This window comes from Pseudorhodoferax sp. LjRoot39, from assembly GCF_964253035.1.
Lineage (GTDB): Bacteria > Pseudomonadota > Gammaproteobacteria > Burkholderiales > Burkholderiaceae_C > Pseudorhodoferax.
Window position 1 is genome coordinate 2823001 of the sequence record NZ_CAXUQL020000001.1, and the last position, 17313, is coordinate 2840313.

The following is a 17313-nucleotide window of genomic DNA, read 5'->3' on the forward strand; positions in this document are numbered from 1 at the left end:
GCTTATGTCGCGTCGTCGTGTCGTCGTCACAGGTCTGGGCTGCCTGAGCCCGGTTGGAGCAACGGTGGAATCGTCCTGGCAGGCCTTGCTGGCTGGCCAGTCCGGCATCGATCTGGTCCAGAGCTTCGACGCAAGCAACCTGGCCTGCAAGTTCGCAGGTGAAGTCAAGGGCTTCGACGTCGCCAGCTACATCCCCGACAAGGAAGCGCGCCACATGGACCGCTTCATGCACCTGGGCATTGCTGCGGCATGCCAGGCGGTCGCGGACTCCGGCCTGGCCACGGGCGAGGCCTTGGGCGAGGAAGAGGCCACGCGCATCGGCTGCAACATCGGCTCGGGCATCGGCGGTCTGCCCATGATCGAACAGACCCACGCCGAACTGGTGAACCGCGGCCCGCGCCGGGTGTCGCCGTTCTTCGTGCCGGCCTCGATCATCAACATGATTTCTGGCCACGTCTCGATCAAGTACGGCTTCAAGGGCCCGAACATCGCCGTGGTCACGGCCTGTACCACCGGCCTGCATGCGATCGGCCTGTCGGCCCGCATGATCGAGTCCGGCGATTGCGACGTGATGGTGGCCGGCGGCGCCGAGTCCACGGTCTCGCCGCTGGGCATCGCTGGCTTCGCTTCCGCACGTGCCCTGAGCACGCGCAACGACGATCCCAAGGGCGCATCGCGTCCCTGGGACAAGGGACGCGACGGCTTTGTGCTCGGCGAAGGGGCCGGCGTGGTCGTCCTCGAAGAGTACGAGCATGCCAAGGCCCGCGGCGCCAAGATCTACGCCGAAGTCGTTGGCTTCGGCATGTCGGGCGACGCGTACCACATCACTGCGCCCAACGTGGACGGCCCGCGCCGCTCCATGCAGATGGCGTTGCGCAACGCGGGCCTGAATCCAGACGAGGTCCAGCACCTGAATGCGCACGGCACCTCCACGCCGCTGGGCGACGCGAACGAGACCAACGCCGTCAAGGCGGTGTTCGGCGAGCACGCGTACAAGCTGGCGATCAACTCGACCAAGTCCATGACCGGCCACCTGCTGGGCGGCGCGGGCGGCATCGAGAGCGTGTTCACGATCCTGGCACTGCACCACCAGAAGATTCCGCCGACGATCAACCTGACCGATCCGGACCCGGAGTGCGACCTGGACTACTGCGCCAACACGGCCCGCGATGCCCGCATCGACGTGGCGCTGAAGAACAACTTCGGCTTTGGCGGCACCAACGGGTCGCTGGTGTTCAAGCGCGTCTGAGCCATCCGCAACCTTCCTGTTCGGCATGCACAGCGCTCCGGCGGTCCGTTATCCGGTGCCGCGGTCCGCGCGTGCCGGCCGCGCATTGGCATGGCTGTGCCTGGCCCCGGCCGTTCCCTGCCTCTATGGCTGGGCATCCGGCTTGCCGGCAGCGGCATTGGCCGCCGTCGGAGCCAGCTGGTTGCTGGCAGCGGCCGTCCTCTTTCTCCAATGGCGCGGCATGCATGCCGGCCGGTTGCGCTGGGATGGTCAAGCCTGGTGGTGGCTGGCGGACGATGCAGCGCAGGCGGATGAGCACGCCGTGACCGTGGCCCTGCACCTGGATCTGCAAGCGGCCGTGCTCGTGCGCATGGTGGGTGCGCCTGGCCGTGTGCATTGGCGCTGGCTGGAGCGTGCCGCTGCGCCTGCCGGCTGGAGCGCACTGCGCCGAGCCCTGTGCCAGCGCAGCGTCGCGGCACCCGCGGTGCCGGAGCCTCAGCGGTGAGCGGGGCGACGCCCCCGGCAGGCGACAGCGACCTGGTGCTGGTCGAGCGCGCGGTAGCTGGCGACCAGCGCGCGTTTGAACTGCTGGTGCTCAAGTACGAGCGCCGCATCCAGCGGCTCATCGCCCGCATGGTGCGCGATGTGGACCTCGTCGAGGACATCGCCCAGGAAACCTTCATCCGCGCCTACCGCGCGCTGCCGAAGTTCCGCGGCGATGCACAGTTTTACACTTGGCTGTACCGCATCGCGGTCAACACGGCCAAGAAGACGCTGATGGATTTCAAGCGCGATCCCACCGTTGCGGAAGCCGCGCTGCGCTCCGGCGACAACGACGATGAAACTTACCGCGGCGAAACCGAACCAATCAGCCATGAGACGCCGGACACCGTGCTGGCGGCCAAGCAAATCTCTTCGGTGGTGAACATGGCGATGGAGGCCTTGCCCGAGGATTTGCGCCAGGCCGTGACGCTGCGCGAGATCGAGGGTCTCAGCTATGAAGAAATTGCCGAAGCCATGGATTGCCCCATCGGAACCGTGCGTTCCCGCATCTTCCGGGCGCGCGAGGCGATTTCGGCCAAGGTCAAGCCCCTGCTGGAAAACCAGTCGGGCAAGCGCTGGTGACAGCGCGGCGGAAACAGTGATGCAGGTGACGACGATGAACCAGGACGATGTGTTGAAGCTGCACGAACGGCTTTCGGCGTTGGCCGACGGCGAGCTCGATGGCGACGAGGCCGCGCAGCTGATGGCGGTGCCCCAGGCCGGGCGCGACGGCCTGCACGCGACCTGGCAGACCTACCACCTGATCGGCGACGTGCTGCGCGGTGGCGAGCAGACCGCCGTGCACGCGTCTTCCGACTTCCTGTCGCGCCTGCAGACACGGCTGGCGCAGGAGCCGCCACTGATGCCTGCGCGCCCGGTGACCATGCCGGTGGCAGAGCCCGTGGCCGTGGTGGTGCATGGCCGCGAGCCGGCCAACGATGCGAGCTTCCGCTGGAAGATGGTGGCGGGTTGCGCGTCCTTCGTCGCGGTCGCGGCGCTGGCCTGGACTGTGGTCGGTGGGGCTGGTTCCGCCGTGCCGCAGCCCCAGATGGCCGCCGTCGAGGCGCCCGTGGTGGAGGCCAAGGTGGCGCCGCAGGTCGTCGAACACGAAGTGCGGCTGCCCAGCGGCGAGGCGCAGGTGATGTTGCGTGATGCGCGCCTGGACGAGTTGCTGGCCGCGCACAAGCAGGCGGGCAGTTCCAGCGCGCTGCAGATGCCCGTGCCCGCCGGCCTGCTGCGCAGCGCCACGTTCACGGCGCCGGAGCGTTGATGGCCGGTCAAGGGTGAGTTTGCTGTCGATGTCCATGCTGTCCTCCGGCCGCGCTGCGGTGGCCGTGGTTTCCCTGGGTCTGGCCGCCTGTACCGTGCTGGCGCAGGTCGCTCCGGCGACGGTGGATGCCGTGCCTGCGGCGGTCGAGCAGCGCAGCATTGGCGAGTGGCTGACGCGCATGCACGATGCCTCGCGCAAGCGCGCCTACACGGGCACCTTCGTCGTGTCGTCGGAGGCCATGCTGGCCAGCGCGCGCATCTGGCATGCCTGCGAAGGCGAGCAGCAGATCGAGCGCGTGGACGCGCTGACGGGGCCGCCACGCACCACCTTCCGGCGCAACGACCATGTCGTCACCTTCCTGCAGGACAGCAAGGTCGCGCGCATGGAAAAGCGCGAGGCCCTGGGGCTGTTCCCCAATCTGCTGCAGGCCGCCGACACCTCGATCGCCGAGTTCTACGGTGCCAAACGTCTCGGCCAGGACCGCGTGGCCGGCTTCGAGGCCGACATCGTGCTGCTCAAGCCCAAGGACAAGCTGCGCTTCGGCTACCGGGTCTGGAGCGAGAAGAAGTCCGGCCTCGTGATCAAGCTGCAGACGCTGGATGTGGACGGCAAGGTGCTCGAGCAGGCCGCCTTCTCCGAACTGCAGATCGACGCGCCGGTGCGGCTGGAAAACCTGGCGCGCATGATGAACAAGACGGCTGGCTACCGCACCGAGCGGGTGGAGACGCTGGCCACGGATGCGGCCACCGAAGGCTGGGCGCTCAGCGAGCCTGTGGCGGGCTTTCGCTCCATGAGCTGCATCAAGCGCGCGCCGCAGCCGGGCATGCCGCCCAGCACCATGCAATGGGTGTTTTCCGACGGCCTCGCCTCGGTGTCCTTGTTCGTCGAGCCTTACGATGCTCAGCGCCACCTCAAGGAGGGGCTGGTGGGAATGGGCGCGACACAATCCCTGATGCGCCGCAGCGAGGACTGGTGGCTGACCGCCGTGGGCGAGGTCCCGGTGGCCACGCTCAAGAGCTTTGCCGCAGCGCTGCAGCGCACCCGCAAATAGATGAGCCATGGGGCGCAGGCCCCTGTGAACCATGTGATGGAGAGAGGTGGATGACGATGTCGAGCTTCGCCGGACGACAACTGCGCGTGCAGGCCATGGCCTGGGCCATGGCGCTCACCGCAACCCTGGCGCTCGCGCCGCATACGCCGGTCCTGGCGCAGCAGGTGCGCGCGCTGCCGGACTTCACCGACCTGGTCGACCAGGTCGGTCCCTCGGTGGTGAACATCCGGACGGTCGAGCGCGCGGCCGCGCGTCCGGGCCCGGGTGGCACGGACGAGGAGATGCTGGAGTTCTTCCGCCGTTTCGGCATTCCGCTGCCCAACATTCCGCGCCAGGGCCCGCGCCCGCAGCAGCCCGATGGCGAGTCGCAGCCGCGCGGCGTGGGTTCGGGCTTCATCCTGAGCGCCGACGGCCTGATCATGACCAACCACCATGTGGTCGACGGCGCGGACGAGGTGCTGGTCACGCTGACCGACAAGCGCGAGTTCAAGGCCAAGCTGATCGGCTCGGACAAGCGCACCGACGTGGCCGTCGTGAAGATCGAAGCCACGGGCCTGCCGGCCGTCAGGCTGGGCGACGTCAACCGCCTGCGCGTGGGCGAGTGGGTCATGGCCATCGGCTCGCCGTTTGGCCTGGAGAACTCGGTGACGGCCGGCATCGTCAGCGCCAAGCAGCGCGACACGGGTGACTACCTGCCCTTCATCCAGACCGACGTGGCGATCAACCCCGGCAACTCCGGCGGGCCGCTGATCAACATGCGCGGCGAGGTGGTGGGCATCAACAGCCAGATTTACTCGCGCTCGGGCGGCTTCATGGGCATCTCGTTCGCGATCCCGATCGACGAGGCCACGCGCGTGAGCGAACAGCTGCGCGCGACCGGCCGCGTTTCGCGCGGCAAGATCGGCGTGCAGATCGAGCAGGTCACCAAGGACGTGGCCGAGTCCATCGGCCTGGGCAAGCCGCAGGGTGCGCTGGTGCGCAGCGTGGAGCCCGGCTCGCCAGCGGAGAAGGCCGGCATCGAAGCGGGCGACATCATCACGCGCTTCGAAGGCCGTGTGATCGAACGCTTCGGCGAGCTGCCGCGCCAGGTCGGCAACACCAAGCCCGGTACCAAGAGCGCCATCACCGTGTTCCGCCGTGGCGCAACCAAGGAGCTCAGCATCCTCGTGGCCGAGATCGAAGCCGAGACGCCGGTTGCCAAGGCCCCGGCCAAGGAAGAGCGCCCACGCGGTTCCGCCGCAGGCCAGGCCCTGGGCCTGGTGGTCAACGAGGTGCCCGATGCGCAGAAGAAGGAGATGCGCATCAAGGGCGGCGTGAAGGTCGACGCCGCCACCGAGGGTGCGGCACAGGCCGGCCTGCGTGAGGGCGACGTGATCGTCGCGATCGCCAACACGGAGATCGCGGGCGTCAAGGACTTCGAGGCCGTGATTGCCAAGGTCGACCGCAGCAAACCAGTGAACGTCCTGTTCCGGCGCGGAGACTGGGCACAGTACGCGCTGATTCGCGCGCAACGCTGAGCGGATTGCCGCTGATAAAGGCCCCAATCTCTGCTCAGGTTTGCAGGGAATGGGGCTGGCAATGGTGGCGCCGATGCGACTCTCTGCTGTTTTTTTTAACAGTATTTTTTTTCTGACTTGGAAGTTAGCGCCCGCCAGCTTTTTCAGGCCATCAAGCGGTTTGGATAGAATCAAGCGTGCAATGTTGGCGGACTGGGCATATTGAACCGTTTGCCAATCCACGATGCGGGATGCCAACAGGCAACCACCCGGCGATCCACAGGGCGCCCACAAGTTGTCCAGAGCCCTATTCAGGAATCCTGTGGATAAGTTGTAGATAAAATGCTTGTTGTGACCCTGCAACGACCCCTTGGACCAGTTCCCTCGGCTATGCAGTTCAGCCTTTTTGCCTACAATGAAGTTCCAACTATCGCAGTTGCCAAAGATTGTTGGTTCTGGGCGCGTCGTTGATCGACGCGCCCTTTTTCTTTTTGTGCGCCCTCTAAATTCAATTACTTAAAGCTTCCCGTTGATGCAGCACATCAGAAATTTTTCGATCATCGCGCACATCGACCATGGCAAATCGACGCTCGCAGACCGCCTGATCCAACGCTGCGGCGGCCTCGCGGAGCGCGAGATGGAAGCCCAGGTGCTCGACTCGATGGACATCGAAAAAGAGCGTGGGATAACTATCAAGGCACAGACGGCGGCATTGAAGTACACCGCGCGTGACGGCAAGGTCTACAACCTCAATCTGATCGACACGCCGGGCCACGTGGACTTTTCCTACGAGGTGAGTCGCTCGCTGTCTGCATGCGAAGGTGCGCTGCTCGTGGTGGACGCGTCGCAGGGCGTCGAAGCACAGACCGTGGCCAACTGCTACACCGCGCTGGACCTCGGTGTGGAGGTGCTGCCGGTGCTCAACAAGATCGACCTGCCCAACGCCGATCTGGACAACGCGCGCGCCGAGATCGAAGACGTGATCGGCATCGACGCCACCGATGCGATTGCCTGCTCGGCCAAGACCGGCGTCGGCATCGACGAGATCCTCGAGGCCGTGGTCGCCCATGTGCCCGCGCCCAAGGGCAATCCTGACGCGCCGCTGCGCGCGATGATCATCGACAGCTGGTTCGATTCGTACGTCGGCGTCGTCATGCTGGTGCGCGTGGTCGACGGCCGCCTGGTCAAGGGCGAACGCTTCAAGATGATGGCCTCGGGCGCGGCCTACAACGCCGACAACCTAGGCGTCTTCACACCGGCCAACGAGCCGCGTCCTGCGCTCGAAGCGGGCGAGGTGGGCTACATCATCGCGGGCATCAAGGAGTTGCAGGCCGCCAAGGTCGGCGACACCGTCACGCTCGAGAAGAAGCTGCCCAACAACCTCGGCCCTGCCGAGGAGCCGCTGCCGGGCTTCAAGGAGATCCAGCCGCAGGTCTTCGCCGGCCTGTACCCGACCGAAGCCAGCGAGTACGACTCGCTGCGCGATGCGCTCGAGAAGCTCAAGCTCAACGATGCCTCGCTGCACTACGAGCCCGAGGTCAGCCAGGCGCTGGGCTTCGGCTTCCGCTGCGGCTTCCTGGGCCTCCTGCACATGGAGATCGTGCAGGAGCGGCTCGAGCGCGAGTTCGACCAGGACCTGATCACGACCGCGCCCAGCGTGGTCTATCAGGTCATGAAGAACGACGGCGAAGTGATCATGGTCGAGAACCCGTCCAAGATGCCCGACATCGGCAAGACGGCAGAGATCCGCGAGCCCATCGTCACCGTGCACCTGTACATGCCGCAGGAGTACGTGGGTGTGGTCATGACGCTGGCCAACCAGAAGCGCGGCGTGCAGATGAACATGGCCTACAAGGGCCGCCAGGTGGTGCTGACCTACGAGATGCCGCTCGGCGAGATCGTGCTGGACTTTTTCGACAAGCTCAAATCCGTGAGCCGCGGCTACGCGTCCATGGACTATGAGTTCAAGGAGTACCGCGCCTCCGACGTGGTCAAGGTCGACATCCTGCTCAACGGCGAGAAGGTCGACGCGCTGTCCATCATCGTGCACCGCAGCCAGTCGCAGTACCGTGGCCGCGCCGTGGTGGCCAAGATGCGCGAGATCATTTCGCGCCAGATGTACGACGTGGCGATCCAGGCTGCCATCGGGGCCAACATCATCGCGCGTGAGACAATCAAGGCTTTGCGCAAGAACGTCCTGGCCAAGTGCTACGGCGGCGATATTTCCCGCAAGCGCAAGCTCCTCGAAAAACAAAAGGCTGGCAAGAAACGCATGAAGCAGATTGGCTCGGTGGAAGTTCCTCAGGAGGCCTTCCTGGCCATTTTGCAGGTGGAAGACTGATGCCGGTCATCACTGCCGCCATCCTCGCCGGCTTCGTGGCCTACGCGGGGGCCTGGTACCTTGGGCGCCTCGAAGGCAACTTCGCACTGTTGCTGTTCCTCGCAACCTTCGTGACCGGCCTGTACTGGCTCGCCGAGCGCTTCTATTTCCTGCCACGACGACGCAAGGCTGTGGCGGTACTCGAGCAGCAGACTGCGCAACGCAAGCAGGACCTGGCCGCCAAAGGCATCACCCAGGTCGACAACGTGGACCTGGCCGAGGCCAAGAGCCGTCTGCTGATGCAGCCCTGGTGGCTGGACTGGACCGCCGGCCTGTTCCCGGTGATCCTGGTGGTGTTCCTGCTGCGCTCCTTCCTGTTCGAACCGTTCAAGATCCCCTCGGGCTCGATGATCCCGACGCTGCTCGTGGGCGACCTGATCCTGGTCAACAAGTACCACTACGGCGTGCGCCTGCCGGTCATCAACACCAAGATCACCGAAGGCAATCCGCTGCAGCGCGGCGACGTGGTGGTGTTCCGCTACCCGCCCAAGCCCAGCCTGGACTACATCAAGCGCGTGGTCGGCGTGCCTGGCGACGAAGTGGCCTATCTCAACAAGCGCCTGACCGTGAACGGTCAGCCCGTGCCCACCAGTTCCGTGCCCGAGTTCTTCGACCAGGACGCGATGCGTTACTTCAAGCAGTACGAGGAAAAGCTCGGCGACAAACCGCACCGCCTGCTGATCGACGATGATCGCCCCGCCTTCATCCCCGGCGTGGAGAACTTCGCCGGCAAGGACCAGTGCCGCTACAGTGTCGAGGGTGTGGTCTGCAAGGTGCCCGAGGGCAACTACTTCATGATGGGCGACAACCGCGACAACTCGCTGGACTCGCGCTATTGGGGCTTCGTGCCGGACGCCAACATCGTCGGCAAGGCTTTCTTCATCTGGATGAACTTCGGCAGTTTCGGGCGCATCGGCGCCTTCAATTGAGGAGGCGGACAGTGCGGACTCTTTCGCAGCATCGGCGTCTGGGTGGCCGGCAGACCGGCCTGAGCTTTTTCGGCGTGGTCATCCTCGGCGCCATTGTGGTGTTCTGTTTCGTGGTCGGCGCCAAGGTCGTACCGACCGTGGTGGAGTACCAGGCCATCCGCAAGGCGGCCGACCGCGCCGCCGCGGGTACCACCGTGGCCGAAGTGCGTTCGCTGTTCGACCGTTCCGCAGCCGTGGACGACATCTCGTCCATCAAGGGCACGGACCTTAACATCAGCAAAGAAGGCGAGAAGGTCGTCGTGTCCTTCGCCTACAACAAGGAGATCGAGCTCTTCGGCCCGGCCTACCTGCTGCTCAAGTACCAGGGCCGGTCCCGCTAGTGTTTCCGCGTGAATCCTGACCTCGCGGCGCTGCAGCAGCGCCTGCACTACCGCTTCTCCGACGAACGCCTGCTGCTGCGCGCCGTCACCCATCGCAGTTTTTCGGCCGACCACAACGAGCGCCTGGAGTTCCTGGGCGATTCGGTGCTGAACCTGTCCATCTCCGGCCTGCTGTACCAACGCCTGGCCGACCTGCCCGAAGGCGACCTCTCGCGCGTGCGTGCCAACCTGGTCAAGCAGGACACGCTGCACGGCATCGCCGTCGGCCTGGACCTGGCGGCGGTGTTGCGTCTGGGCGAGGGCGAGGCGCGCTCGGGCGGCTTCAAGCGGCCGTCCATCCTGGCCGATGCGCTGGAAGCCGTGATCGGCGCCACCTACCTGGACGGCGGTTTCGCCGCGGGCGAGGCCCTGGTGCAGCGCCTGTTCGCCAAGGTCACCATCAACCCGCAGATGCAGGCCATCGGCAAGGATCCGAAAACGGCCTTGCAGGAGTGGCTGCAAGGCCGCAAGATGAAGCTGCCGGCCTACACCGTGGTCAGCATCCTGGGCGCGGCCCACAGCCAGACCTTCGACGTGGAGTGCGCCATCGAGGAGATGGGCCTGCGCGAACGCGGCATCGGCGGTTCGCGCCGTGCCGGCGAACAGGCCGCCGCCACCGCCATGCTGGCCAAACTGAAAGTGAGCAAGCCATGAGCGAAGAAGCCAATCCCCCCCTGCCGGAGATCCCGCCGGTGCCGGGCGCCGAGGGCCAGCGCTGCGGCCTGATCGCCATCGTCGGCAAGCCCAACGTGGGCAAGTCCACGCTGCTCAATGCGCTGGTCGGCCAGAAGATCAGCATCACCTCGCGCAAGGCGCAGACCACGCGCCACCGCATCACCGGCATGCGCACGCGCGGCGCTACGCAGTTCGTGTTCGTCGACACGCCGGGTTTCCAGACCCGGCACGACAACGCGCTGAACCGCTCGCTGAACAAGACCGTGCTGGGCGCGGTCGGCGATGTGGACCTGGTGCTGTTCGTGGTCGAGGCCGGCAGCTTCACGCTGGCCGATGCCAAGGTGCTCTCGCTGCTCAAGGAGGGCACGCCCGTGGTGCTGCTGGCCAACAAGCTGGACAACGTGCACCGGCGTGCCGAGATCGCGCCCTGGCTCAAGTCCATGCAGGAGCGCCACGCGTTCGCCGAGTTCGTGCCCATGTCGGCCAAGAACGCCAAGGACATCGAGCGCCTGTTCGGCATCTGCGAGAAGTACCTGCCCGAGCAGGCCTGGTTCTACGCCGAGGACGAACTGACCGACCGCAGCGAGAAGTTCCTCGTCACCGAGACCGTGCGCGAGAAGCTGTTCCGCCTGACCGGCGACGAGCTGCCCTACACCTCGACCGTCATCATCGACCAGTACAGCGAGGAGCCCGGCCGCGGCCCGAACAAGCGCCTGGTGCGCATTGCCGCCACCATCGTGGTCGAGCGCGACGGCCACAAGGCCATGGTGATCGGCGACAAGGGCGAGCGCATCAAGCGCATCGGCACCGAGACGCGTGTCGAGCTCGAGAAGCTCATGGACGCCAAGGTCTTCCTCGAGCTGTGGGTCAAGGTGCGCTCGGGCTGGGCCGACGACGAAGCGCGCGTGCGCTCGTTCGGTTACGAGTGAGCATGTGGCCGTCCGACGGGTTCTCGACGAGCCGGCCTATGTGCTGCACCGCTACGACTGGAGCGAGTCCAGCCTGATCCTGGACGTGTTCACGCGCCGCCATGGGCGCGTGGCGCTGGTGGCCAAGGGGGCCAAGCGGCCCAGTTCGAGCTTTCGCCCCGTGCTGCTGCCTTTGCAGGCGCTGCGCCTGGCCTTCGGTGGCGACGGCGAGATCCGCACGCTCAAGGGCGCGGAATGGGGCGGCGGCCACGTCATGCCGACCGGTGACGCACTGCTGGCCGGCTACTACCTCAACGAGCTGCTGCAGCGCCTGCTGGCGCGCGAGGACGCGCACCCCGAACTGTTCGATGCCTATGGCCAAGCGGTCGCGCTGCTGGCCTCTGAGCACGGCGAGGCCTTGCAGCCCGTGCTGCGCAGCTTCGAGCTGCTGCTGCTGCGCGAGACCGGCGTGCTGCCGGCGCTGGATCTGCAGACCGCCACACTGGCGCCGCTCGAGCAGGACACCCAGTACACGCTGGTGCCCGAAGGTGGCCTGCGCGAGCGCCATGGCGACGACCGGGCCGGCCTGGCGGGCGCGCAATGGGTTTCTCTGCACGAGGCCATGCAGGACGTCGCGCCCTTCATGGCCACGCTGCACGCGGGCGCCCACTTGGCATCCGCGCTCAAGCCGCAGCTGCGCACCCTGCTGCACTACCATTGCGGTGGCACCCCGCTGCACACCCGGCAGCTGATGATGGACCTGCAAGCCCTATGACCTCCCACCCTTCCGCGCGCTGCGCGCTGTCCGTCAACGTCAACAAGGTTGCGCTGGTGCGCAACACACGGCACCTGGGCATTCCCAGCGTGCTGCGCGCGGCCGAGCTGTGCCTGCAGGCCGGCGCCCAGGGCATCACCGTGCACCCACGGCCCGATGCGCGCCATATCCGCGCGGACGACGTGCACGCACTGGCCGCGCTGATGCAGGCCTGGCCCGACCGCGAATACAACATCGAGGGCAACCCCTTCCAGAATCTCATGGACTTCGTGCGCGCCGTGCGGCCCGCGCAGTGCACCTTCGTGCCCGATGGCGAAGACCAGTTCACGAGCGACCATGGCTGGGACCTGGCCAAGGACGGCGAACGCCTGCGCCCGCTGATTGCCGAAGCCCAGGCCCTGGGCGTGCGCGTGAGCCTGTTCATGGACCCGGAGCCGGGCGCCATGGCCGCGGCGCGTGCCGTCGGAGCCGACCGCGTGGAGCTCTACACCGAGCCCTATGCCGCGGCCTTCGGTGGCCCGCGCCAGGCGGAGGTGCTGCAGGCCTTCGCCCAGTCCGCCAAGGCGGCCGCCGCAGCCGGCCTGGGCGTCAACGCCGGCCACGACCTCAACCGCGACAACCTCACGCCCTTCCTGGCGGCCTGCCCGGCCGTGCAGGAGGTCTCCATCGGCCATGCGCTGGTCGCCGACGCGCTGGAACTGGGCTACAGCGAAGCCGTGCGCGCCTACCTGGCCTGCATAGCAGCCGCATGATCCACGGTCTGGGCACCGACATCTGCGACGTGCGGCGCATCCGCGAGAGCGTGGAGCGCCATGGCGAGCGCTTCGCCGAGAAGGTGCTCAGCGAGGCCGAACTGGCCGTCTACCGCCGCCGCAGCGCACGCTGGCCCGACCGCGGCCTGCGCTACCTGGCCACGCGCTTCTCGGCCAAGGAGGCCTTCAGCAAGGCCATTGGCCTGGGCATGCGCATGCCTATGACCTGGCGCACCTGCGAGATCGCCAACCTGCCAAGCGGCCAGCCCGTCATCGTGCTGCACGGCGTACTCAAGACCTGGTTCGAGGCGCAGGGCCTGACGGCACACGTCACGCTGACCGACGAGACCGACTACGCGGCGAGCTTTGTCGTCGTGGAAAAAAACTGAAGATGCAACACGCCCCCCTGATCCTCGACATCGCCGGCACCCTGCTGACCGACGACGACCGCCGCCGCCTGAGCCATCCGCTCGTGGGCGGGTTGATCCTGTTCGCGCGCAACTGGCAGGATCGCGCCCAGCTCACGGCGCTGTGCGCCGAGATCCACGCCCTGCGCTCCGATCTGCTGATCTGCGTGGACCACGAAGGCGGCCGCGTGCAGCGTTTCAAGAGCGATGGCTTCACGCACCTGCCACCCATGCGCGCGCTGGGCGAGCTCTGGCTGCGCGCCGACGAGCAGCAGCCCGGCGAAGGCGCAATGGCCGCCATGGCCGCTGCCACCGCCTGCGGCTATGTGCTGGGTGCCGAGCTGCGTGCCTGTGGCGTGGATTTCAGCTTCACGCCCGTGCTCGACCTGGACCACGGCGGCAGCGGCGTGATCGGCGACCGCGCTTTTGCGCGCGACCCGCGCGTGGTCGCCATGTTGGGGCGCGGGCTCACCCAGGGCCTGCTGCAGGCCGGCATGGCCAACTGCGGCAAGCACTTCCCCGGCCACGGCTTCGTGCGTGCCGATTCGCACACCGACACCCCCATCGACCGCCGCAGCCTCAAGGCCATCCTGGCCGACGACGCCCAGCCCTACCGCTGGCTGGACGGCGTGCTGACGGCCGTGATGCCCGCGCACGTGGTCTACACCAAGGTCGACGCGCGCCCGGCCGGCTTTTCGCCACGCTGGCTGCAGGACATCCTGCGTGGCCAGCTGGGCTTTGACGGTGCGGTATTCAGCGACGACCTCAGCATGGCCGGCGCACGCCAGCTGGACGGTCGCACCCTGTCCTACACCGAGGCCGCATTGGCCGCGCTGCAGGCGGGCTGCGACCTGGCGCTGCTGTGCAACCAGTCGCTGGGCGACGGCACGGCGCTGGACGAACTCATCAATGGCCTGGCCCGGGCGCAGATCGAGGGCCGCTGGCAACCGTCAGAAGCCTCCGAGCAACGCCGGCTGGCCCTGCTGCCGCGCACGCCGGCCACGGACTGGGATGTGCTCATGACACAACCGGCCTACATGCAGGCGCTCTGGAAGCTGCCCTGATGAGGCTTCAGGCGCCGTACAGCGTGCGCGCCTGGTAGGCCAGGCCGGCGGCCACGCCGCCGAACAGATCACCCTCGACCAGCGGCACGCCCGCGAAGCCGGCCTGCAGCGCGGCCTGGAACGGCCGCAACGCCGACGAGCCGCCGGTCAGGTAGACGGCATGCAGCTGGTTCGGCGCGATGCCGGCAGCGCGCACGCAATCCTGCGCGCAGGCCACCACGCGCGCGAGCAGCACGTCGAGCTCTTCAGCCAACTGCGCCGGTGTCAGCGCGATGGCCAGCCCCGGCTCGATGCAGTCCAGCGCCATCGCGGTGTCGGCGTCGCGCAGCGAGGCGGCGATCTTGGCCCGCTCCACGGTTTCCGCGATGCGGTGGCCCTGGCCTTCGCCGACCACGTGCAGCAGCCGGTCGTGCAGGCGCAGGTCGCTGTAGTTCACGCGCAGTGCACGTGCCTCGCGCACGGCGCGCGGACCCGACACCCAGTGGATCAGATGCCAGGACGAGAGCTCGAAGAACATCGCGCTGGGCACCTCGCGCCCGCTTGGCCCGTGGTGGCCGAAGCCCAGCGCCGGCATCACGCGCGCCAGATTGAGGCGCTGGTCGAAGTCGGTGCCGCCGATGTGCACGCCGCGCGTGGCCAGCACGTCGCCGCTGCGGTCGGTCGCATCGGCGCGGCCGGGCGCCAGTCGCACGACCGTGAAGTCCGAGGTGCCGCCGCCGATGTCGGCCACCAGCACCAGCGACTCGCCCGCGATGCGGCGCTCGTAGTCCAGCGCCGCGGCGATGGGTTCGAACTGGAAGGCGATGTCCTCGAAGCCCGCGCTCAGCGCGGCGGCGCGCAGGCTGTTTTCGGCCTGGCGGTCGCGCGCGGCGTCGTCGTCGACGAAATGCACGGGCCGGCCCAGCACCACGCGGCGCGGCCGGGCGCCCAGCTGCCGTTCTGCACGCGTGGCCAGTTCGGACAGGAACAGCGCCACCACGTCCTCGAAGCGCACCAGCTGGTCGCCGATGGCCGTGGTCTCCTGCATCAGCGCGCTGCCCAGCACGCTCTTGAGCGAGCGCATGAGCCGGCCTTCCAGGCCCGCCAGGTACTGCTCCATGGCGTCGCGGCCGAAGTGGCGTTGGCCTTCCTCGGTGTTGTAGAAGACGGCCGTGGGCAGCGTGGTGGCCGCACCTTCCACCGCCAGGGCCTGTGCCAGGCCGCTGGCGCCTACCCAGGCCACGGCCGAATTGGAGGTGCCGAAGTCGATGCCGAGTGCCGGCGCAGAGGTCTTCACAGCGACAGCGTGGCCGGGTCGGTGCGCCAGCGGCGCAGCGACTTCTGGAAGAACAGCGCGTTGGGCACCTGCAGCAGCGCGCCGGCGTGCTCGGCCGTCACGTCCTCCAGCGTGGTGTAGACCAGCTGGATGTCGATCACGCGGCCCTTGATGCCAGGCTTGTCGCCCGAGTCGATCAGCTCCACCACATCACCGAGCCGGAACGGCCGCGTGCTGAAGATCAGCACCGCGCAAAACAGGTTGGACAGCACGCTCCAGGCCGCGAAGAAGGCCACCGCGGCCACCGTCACGAAGCCCGTGAAACCGGTCCACAGCACCGTGGCCGAGACGCCGAGCCGCTCCATCACGAGCAGGAAGGCCGCGCCGTAGATCAGGTAGCGCAGCATGTTGCGCACTGGCGCCACGAGATCGGTCGGCAGCTGGTAACGCAGGCCCACGCGCGTGACCAGGCGGCGCAGCAGGTACTGCAGCAGCCAGGCTACGACCAGGATGCCGACGATCTGCAGCCCCGGCACGATGATGTCGATCCAATCGTGCGCCCACAGGGGCAGGTACTCGCGCAAGCGCAACAACTCAGCCCTCGCGGCGCAAAGCGGGGAACAGGATCACGTCGCGGATGCTGGGCGAGTCCGTCAGCAGCATCATGAGCCGGTCGATGCCGATGCCGCAGCCCCCCGTGGGGGGCATGCCGTATTCGAGTGCGCGCACGAAGTCGTGGTCGAAGTACATCGCTTCGTCGTCGCCGCTGTCCTTGGCGGCCACCTGCGCCTGGAAGCGCGCGGCCTGTTCTTCGGCGTCGTTGAGCTCGGAGAAGCCGTTGCCGAACTCGCGGCCCGTGATGTACAGCTCGAAGCGCTCGGTCACTTCGGGCCGCGCGTCGTTGGCGCGCGCCAGCGGCGAGATCTCGGTCGGGTGCTCCATGATGAAGGTCGGCTGCCAGAGCTTCTCTTCCACGGTCTCCTCGAAGTACAGCACCTGCAGGCTGGCCAGGCTGCGCTTGGACAGGCGGTCTTTCTCCTCCGTCATGCCGAGTTTGCGCAGCGCCGCGATGAGCCACTCGGTGCTGTCGACGTTGTCGCCGGCTTCGGTGTGGGCCACGATGGCCTCGCGGATGGTCAGGCGTGCGAACGGCTGGGCCAGATCGACAGGCTTGCCACCGTAGGTCAGGGCCAGCGTGCCGCAGGCCGTCTGCGCGGCGTGGCGGACCAGCGCCTCGGTGAAGTCCATCAGGTCGCGGTAGTTCCAGTAGGCCGCGTAGAACTCCATCATCGTGAACTCGGGGTTGTGCCGGACCGAGATGCCTTCGTTGCGGAAGTTGCGGTTGATCTCGAACACGCGGTCGAAGCCGCCGACGACCAGGCGCTTCAGGTACAGCTCGGGTGCGATGCGCAGGAACATCTCCTGGTCCAGCGCGTTGTGGTGCGTGGCGAAGGGCTTGGCGTTGGCGCCGCCCGGGATCGGGTGGAGCATGGGTGTCTCCACCTCGAGGAAGCCGTTCTCGACCATGAAGCCGCGGATCGCCGAGACGGCCTGGCTGCGCGCCGTGAAGCGCGCACGCGCGTCGGCGTCGGTGATCAGGTCCACGTAGCGCTGGCGGTACTTCTGCTCCTGGTCCTGCATGCCGTGGAACTTGTCGGGCAGCGGGCGCAGCGACTTGGTGAGCAGGCGCACGCTGGTGGCCTTGACCGAGAGTTCGCCGGTCTTGGTGCGGAACAGCGTTCCCTCGCAGCCGACGATGTCGCCCAGGTCCCAGTGCTTGAAGGCGGCCAGGGTTTCCGGGCCCACCAGGTCCTGCGTGATGTAGAGCTGGATGCGGCCGGTGGCGTCCTGCAGCGTGGCGAAGCAGGCTTTGCCCATGACGCGCTTGAGCATCATGCGGCCGGCCACCACGGCGCGCACGGCCTGGGGCTCGAGCGCATCGTTGGCCACGCCTTCGTGCGCGGCCTGCAGCGCGGCGGCCTTGTCCTGCGGCTTGAAATCGTTGGGGAAGGCCACGCCGCCGCCTTCGGCCTGCAGTGCGCGCAAGGCCTTGAGTTTCTCGCGCCGCTCGGCGATGAGCTGGTTGTCGTCGGTGGCGGTGGGCGTGCTGGTGGGTTCGGACATGGCTGAAAAGAACGGGTGGCGCGCGGGCGGGCTGCCT

18 protein-coding genes are annotated in these 17313 nt (G+C 67.2%); 15 read left to right on the forward strand and 3 right to left on the reverse strand.

Annotated elements, in window-relative coordinates; translation table 11 throughout:
- Window positions 1-4: 4 nt before the first annotated feature.
- The 15 genes from fabF to nagZ all read left to right on the forward strand — a co-directional run bounded on the left by fabF (window position 5) and on the right by nagZ (window position 13897).
- Window positions 5-1249 (forward strand): beta-ketoacyl-ACP synthase II, encoded by a 1245-nt coding sequence (gene fabF, locus ACSQ4M_RS13335; protein ID WP_436189994.1) that lies wholly within the window; start codon window positions 5-7, stop codon window positions 1247-1249.
- 157 nt (window positions 1250-1406) lie between these two features.
- Entirely contained in the window at window positions 1407-1733 is a 327-nt protein-coding gene (locus ACSQ4M_RS13340; protein ID WP_436189995.1) for a hypothetical protein, read from the forward strand.
- Window positions 1730-2353 carry an RNA polymerase sigma factor RpoE gene (gene rpoE / locus ACSQ4M_RS13345; RefSeq protein WP_436189996.1) on the forward strand — a complete coding sequence of 208 codons (624 nt, stop codon included), beginning with the start codon at window positions 1730-1732 and terminating at the stop codon, window positions 2351-2353. The genes ACSQ4M_RS13340 and rpoE overlap by 4 nt, the downstream gene beginning before the upstream one ends.
- Window positions 2354-2372: 19 nt before the next feature.
- Window positions 2373-3041 carry a sigma-E factor negative regulatory protein gene (locus ACSQ4M_RS13350; protein ID WP_436189997.1) on the forward strand — a complete coding sequence of 223 codons (669 nt, stop codon included), beginning with the start codon at window positions 2373-2375 and terminating at the stop codon, window positions 3039-3041.
- Between the two features lie 28 nt (window positions 3042-3069).
- Window positions 3070-4092 carry a MucB/RseB C-terminal domain-containing protein gene (locus tag ACSQ4M_RS13355; protein WP_436189998.1) on the forward strand — a complete coding sequence of 341 codons (1023 nt, stop codon included), beginning with the start codon at window positions 3070-3072 and terminating at the stop codon, window positions 4090-4092.
- A gap of 50 nt (window positions 4093-4142) precedes the next feature.
- Window positions 4143-5609: a DegQ family serine endoprotease gene (locus ACSQ4M_RS13360; protein WP_436189999.1), complete on the forward strand. Its 1467-nt coding sequence runs from the start codon at window positions 4143-4145 to the stop codon at window positions 5607-5609.
- Between the two features lie 511 nt (window positions 5610-6120).
- Window positions 6121-7929: a translation elongation factor 4 gene (gene lepA / locus ACSQ4M_RS13365; RefSeq protein ID WP_436190000.1), complete on the forward strand. Its 1809-nt coding sequence runs from the start codon at window positions 6121-6123 to the stop codon at window positions 7927-7929.
- Window positions 7929-8897, forward strand: a complete 969-nt coding sequence (gene lepB, locus ACSQ4M_RS13370) for a signal peptidase I (protein ID WP_436190001.1) — start codon at window positions 7929-7931, stop codon at window positions 8895-8897. The genes lepA and lepB overlap by 1 nt, the downstream gene beginning before the upstream one ends.
- Window positions 8898-8908: 11 nt before the next feature.
- Entirely contained in the window at window positions 8909-9277 is a 369-nt protein-coding gene (locus tag ACSQ4M_RS13375) for a DUF4845 domain-containing protein (protein ID WP_436190002.1), read from the forward strand.
- 9 nt (window positions 9278-9286) lie between these two features.
- Entirely contained in the window at window positions 9287-9970 is a 684-nt protein-coding gene (rnc, locus tag ACSQ4M_RS13380) for a ribonuclease III (protein ID WP_436190003.1), read from the forward strand.
- On the forward strand, window positions 9967-10920 hold the full coding sequence (gene era, locus ACSQ4M_RS13385) for a GTPase Era (protein ID WP_436190004.1): 954 nt from the start codon (window positions 9967-9969) through the stop codon (window positions 10918-10920). The genes rnc and era overlap by 4 nt, the downstream gene beginning before the upstream one ends.
- Before the next feature lie 4 nt (window positions 10921-10924).
- A complete protein-coding gene (gene recO, locus ACSQ4M_RS13390) occupies window positions 10925-11674 on the forward strand; it encodes a DNA repair protein RecO (protein ID WP_436190005.1) in 750 nt (249 codons plus the stop codon).
- Window positions 11671-12426 carry a pyridoxine 5'-phosphate synthase gene (locus ACSQ4M_RS13395; RefSeq protein WP_436190006.1) on the forward strand — a complete coding sequence of 252 codons (756 nt, stop codon included), beginning with the start codon at window positions 11671-11673 and terminating at the stop codon, window positions 12424-12426. Before recO ends, ACSQ4M_RS13395 begins: the two co-directional genes overlap by 4 nt.
- A complete protein-coding gene (gene acpS, locus ACSQ4M_RS13400; protein ID WP_436190007.1) occupies window positions 12423-12815 on the forward strand; it encodes a holo-ACP synthase in 393 nt (130 codons plus the stop codon). Before ACSQ4M_RS13395 ends, acpS begins: the two co-directional genes overlap by 4 nt.
- A gap of 2 nt (window positions 12816-12817) precedes the next feature.
- The gene (nagZ, locus tag ACSQ4M_RS13405; RefSeq protein WP_436190008.1) at window positions 12818-13897 is read left to right on the forward strand and encodes a beta-N-acetylhexosaminidase; all 1080 of its coding nucleotides are present in this window, start codon (window positions 12818-12820) and stop codon (window positions 13895-13897) included.
- Between the two features lie 7 nt (window positions 13898-13904).
- Here the strand turns inward: nagZ and ACSQ4M_RS13410 are convergent, their stop codons facing one another.
- The 3 genes from ACSQ4M_RS13410 to lysS are packed head-to-tail and all read right to left on the reverse strand — an operon-like array spanning window position 13905 to window position 17276.
- Entirely contained in the window at window positions 13905-15173 is a 1269-nt protein-coding gene (locus ACSQ4M_RS13410) for an Hsp70 family protein (RefSeq protein WP_436190009.1), read from the reverse strand.
- Window positions 15170-15745, reverse strand: coding sequence for a mechanosensitive ion channel family protein (locus ACSQ4M_RS13415; RefSeq protein ID WP_436190010.1), 576 nt, complete (start codon window positions 15743-15745; stop codon window positions 15170-15172). The genes ACSQ4M_RS13410 and ACSQ4M_RS13415 overlap by 4 nt, the downstream gene beginning before the upstream one ends.
- 1 nt (window position 15746) lies before the next feature.
- On the reverse strand, window positions 15747-17276 hold the full coding sequence (gene lysS, locus ACSQ4M_RS13420; protein ID WP_436190011.1) for a lysine--tRNA ligase: 1530 nt from the start codon (window positions 17274-17276) through the stop codon (window positions 15747-15749).
- Window positions 17277-17313 lie beyond the last annotated feature (37 nt).

What these genes read in the sequence shown, in the direction of transcription:
- fabF (WP_436189994.1), top strand. Translation starts at nt 5, where the DNA reads ATGTCGCGTCGTCGTGTCGTCGTCACAGGTCTGGGCTGCCTGAGCCCG.
- ACSQ4M_RS13350 (WP_436189997.1), top strand. Translation starts at nt 2,373, where the DNA reads ATGCAGGTGACGACGATGAACCAGGACGATGTGTTGAAGCTGCACGAA.
- ACSQ4M_RS13355 (WP_436189998.1), top strand. Translation starts at nt 3,070, where the DNA reads ATGTCCATGCTGTCCTCCGGCCGCGCTGCGGTGGCCGTGGTTTCCCTG.
- ACSQ4M_RS13360 (WP_436189999.1), top strand. Translation starts at nt 4,143, where the DNA reads ATGACGATGTCGAGCTTCGCCGGACGACAACTGCGCGTGCAGGCCATG.
- lepA (WP_436190000.1), top strand. Translation starts at nt 6,121, where the DNA reads ATGCAGCACATCAGAAATTTTTCGATCATCGCGCACATCGACCATGGC.
- lepB (WP_436190001.1), top strand. Translation starts at nt 7,929, where the DNA reads ATGCCGGTCATCACTGCCGCCATCCTCGCCGGCTTCGTGGCCTACGCG.
- era (WP_436190004.1), top strand. Translation starts at nt 9,967, where the DNA reads ATGAGCGAAGAAGCCAATCCCCCCCTGCCGGAGATCCCGCCGGTGCCG.
- ACSQ4M_RS13395 (WP_436190006.1), top strand. Translation starts at nt 11,671, where the DNA reads ATGACCTCCCACCCTTCCGCGCGCTGCGCGCTGTCCGTCAACGTCAAC.
- acpS (WP_436190007.1), top strand. Translation starts at nt 12,423, where the DNA reads ATGATCCACGGTCTGGGCACCGACATCTGCGACGTGCGGCGCATCCGC.
- nagZ (WP_436190008.1), top strand. Translation starts at nt 12,818, where the DNA reads ATGCAACACGCCCCCCTGATCCTCGACATCGCCGGCACCCTGCTGACC.
- lysS (WP_436190011.1), bottom strand. Translation starts at nt 17,276, where the DNA reads ATGTCCGAACCCACCAGCACGCCCACCGCCACCGACGACAACCAGCTC.